The sequence below is a fragment of the Mesorhizobium sp. M7A.F.Ca.CA.001.10.2.1 genome (assembly GCF_003998575.1).
GTDB lineage: Bacteria > Pseudomonadota > Alphaproteobacteria > Rhizobiales > Rhizobiaceae > Mesorhizobium.
Genome location: NZ_RZQY01000785.1, coordinates 1 through 2,530, shown reverse-complemented (window position 1 = coordinate 2,530; position 2,530 = coordinate 1). Strand labels below are relative to the sequence as shown.

The 2,530-nt window shown below is 62.8% G+C and carries 4 protein-coding genes; 2 read left to right on the top strand and 2 right to left on the bottom strand.

Annotated features, from left to right (window positions below; genetic code table 11):
* A partial coding sequence (locus EN964_RS31675) for a 6-phosphofructokinase (protein ID WP_206527330.1) occupies window positions 1-531 on the bottom strand: 531 nt, incomplete at its 3' end.
* A gap of 100 nt (window positions 532-631) precedes the next feature.
* On the bottom strand, window positions 632-1,399 hold the full coding sequence (locus tag EN964_RS31670; protein WP_127270201.1) for a L,D-transpeptidase: 768 nt from the start codon (window positions 1,397-1,399) through the stop codon (window positions 632-634).
* Window positions 1,400-1,623: 224 nt separating this feature from the next.
* Here EN964_RS31670 and EN964_RS39155 point away from each other — a divergent pair, with 224 nt between their 5' ends.
* A complete protein-coding gene (locus EN964_RS39155) occupies window positions 1,624-1,746 on the top strand; it encodes a hypothetical protein (protein WP_127270199.1) in 123 nt (40 codons plus the stop codon).
* Window positions 1,747-1,842: 96 nt separating this feature from the next.
* The gene (locus EN964_RS31660; RefSeq protein ID WP_127270197.1) at window positions 1,843-2,466 is read left to right on the top strand and encodes a LysE family translocator; all 624 of its coding nucleotides are present in this window, start codon (window positions 1,843-1,845) and stop codon (window positions 2,464-2,466) included.
* Window positions 2,467-2,530: the final 64 nt, after the last annotated feature.

Sequence of the window (2,530 nt, the reverse complement as noted above, 5' to 3'; positions counted from 1 at the left end):
GCCCATGACGATGCCGACATAGATGCCGGGCAGCGCACGAAAATCGAGATCGACCGACAGGAAGGCGCCGGCGACGAACTCGGCCGCCGAAATGAAGCCCGGCGTGTGGTCGTTTTCCTCGAGATCATTGTCGATGGTTTTTGGCGCATGGACGAAGGCAATTGAGCCGCCGGCGGCATCGGTCAGGATCTGCTGGGTACCCGACGTGTCGTTGCCGCCGATATAGATGAAGGCGTCGGCGCCGGCCTTCTTCAGGCCGTTGAGGATGACATCGCAATAGGCGGCGTCGGGCTTGTCGCGGGTCGAGCCGAGGGCGGCGCTCGGCGTGCCGGCAATCAGCCGCAGCCGGTCCTCGGGGATGGCGGAAAGGTCGACATAATTGCCGTCACGGATGCCGCGCACGCCATGGATTGAGCCCAGCACCTTGGCACCTGGATGCCGCTTGCGGATCTCCAGTGTCGCCCCGACAACCGTCTGGTTGATGACGGCGGTTGGGCCGCCGCCCTGCGCGATGACAAACGTTCCAGCCATGCTTGATTTCTCCCGGCGCGATGGTTTTCAAGGCACCTTGGCCTGTCTTGCCGCATCGCGCAACGGGAGTTTCGAGCGGCGCCAACACGCCGCATAAGCGTCAGACGACGACGACCGGATTTTTCTTGGAGACGCGGCTGTAGAGGTCGATGATGTCCTGGTTGATCAGGCGCACGCAGCCCGACGACATCGCCTGGCCGATGCTCCACCATTCGGGCGAGCCGTGGATGCGATAGCCGGTGTCCTTGCCGTCCTGGTAGATGTAGAGGGCACGCGCGCCGAGCGGATTGGTGAGGCCGCCGGGCTGTCCGGCTTGCCATTTCACCAGTTCAGGCTTGCGGGCAATCATCTCTGGCGGCGGCGTCCAGGTCGGCCATTCCCTGCCGTACTGGATGTTGGCGCGACCCGACCAGCGGAAGCCATCCTTGCCGATGCCGACGCCGTAGCGAATGGCGTCGCCACCCGGCTGGACGAGATAGAGCATGCGCTCCTTGAGATGGACGACGATGGTGCCGGGCGCCTCGCCTGTCGTGTCGACGACGATCTGGCGGCGGAATTCCGGCTTGACCTTCAGATATGGCACTTCCGGCACGTTGAAGCCGCCGTCGGTCAGCCCGGCATACATGACGCCGGGGCTGGTGATGTTCTTGTCGACGCTGATGCTTGGCCGGATCGGCCGCACGGAACCCGTGGTGACGTCGTCGAGCTCGAGCTCCGGCAGACCCAAGCCCGAGGTCGAGCAACCGGCGGCGCTCAGCAGCGCGAGCGCCCCTGCCCCGGACAGGATGGCGCGGCGGGAAAGATGATGATCGGTTTCGATTGCGTCGCCATTTCGCGGCGGCGTCAGACCTTGCGGCAACTCACGCATATACCCAGACCCTACGCTGTCGGCGGGAAGCACGGTCCGGCCGGATAGCGGGCATTTTCATCATTCATGGTTGATAAAGCGTGAAGACATTGCACAGCCTGCATTTGCGCATGGCCTTGACGATGTCCGACCTTCTTGCCTGGGCTTGAACGAAGGCTGCTGCACAAAGAGACCTCGGTCGGGCCGGCGTTTCCTACTCCTCAAACCATCAGCGAGGGGCCTCCATGTGCAAGATCTTAAAAACCGACATCAAGCTTTTTGCCGCTGCCATTGTCGCGGCGGCAACCGTTCTCGGTGCCAATGTCAGCCTGGCCGATATCGTGAGCACGCTGAGCGGCGCGAACTGACACCGATCTGCCGCTGGCGCAGTCAGGGAAATCGCCTCTTTACATTCTCCTGGGCCTAAGGATTTATCCTCTTCTTTAAGCTCAAGGGAGACGAGCATGTCCTTCGAAAACTGGGCCGCCTTCGCCGCCGCGTCGACGATCCTCCTCATCATTCCGGGTCCGACCATCCTTCTCGTCGTGTCCTACGCGCTGGGCCAGGGCTGGCGTACCGCTCTGCCGATGGCAATCGGCGTGGCGCTGGGCGACTTCACCGCGATGACCTTGTCGATGCTGGGTATCGGCGCGCTGCTGGCAGCTTCGGCTGGTGTCTTCACCATCCTGAAGCTGATCGGCGCCGGCTATCTGATCTATCTCGGCGTGAAACTGTTTCGCGCCGGCGGCGCGCTGAAAGCCGAACCGCGCACCGACGCGGTCTCCTCGGCCAAGATGATGGCGCACGCCTGGCTGGTCACCGCGCTCAACCCGAAAAGCATCACCTTCTTCGTCGCCTTTCTGCCGCAGTTCCTCGACCGGCACGCCGATTTCTGGACGCAGATGCTGATCTTCGAGACGACCTTCCTGGCGCTCGCCTTCGCCAATGCCTTTGGCTATGCGCTGATCGCCTCACGCGCACGCAACGTGGTGCGCAATCCCAAGGCGATCCGCATCTTCAACCGCACCGGCGGCACGCTGCTGGTCGGCGCCGGCATCGCCACGGTGGCGATGCGCTCCAGCAATTAGGCTCTCTGTCTGACCATGACCCCGAAACTGTTTTTCGGGATCATGGCCAGCCTTACCATTTGAC

What these genes read in the sequence shown, in the direction of transcription:
- EN964_RS31660 (WP_127270197.1), top strand. Translation starts at nt 1,843, where the DNA reads ATGTCCTTCGAAAACTGGGCCGCCTTCGCCGCCGCGTCGACGATCCTC.
- EN964_RS39155 (WP_127270199.1), top strand. Translation starts at nt 1,624, where the DNA reads ATGTGCAAGATCTTAAAAACCGACATCAAGCTTTTTGCCGCTGCCATT.
- EN964_RS31670 (WP_127270201.1), bottom strand. Translation starts at nt 1,399, where the DNA reads ATGCGTGAGTTGCCGCAAGGTCTGACGCCGCCGCGAAATGGCGACGCA.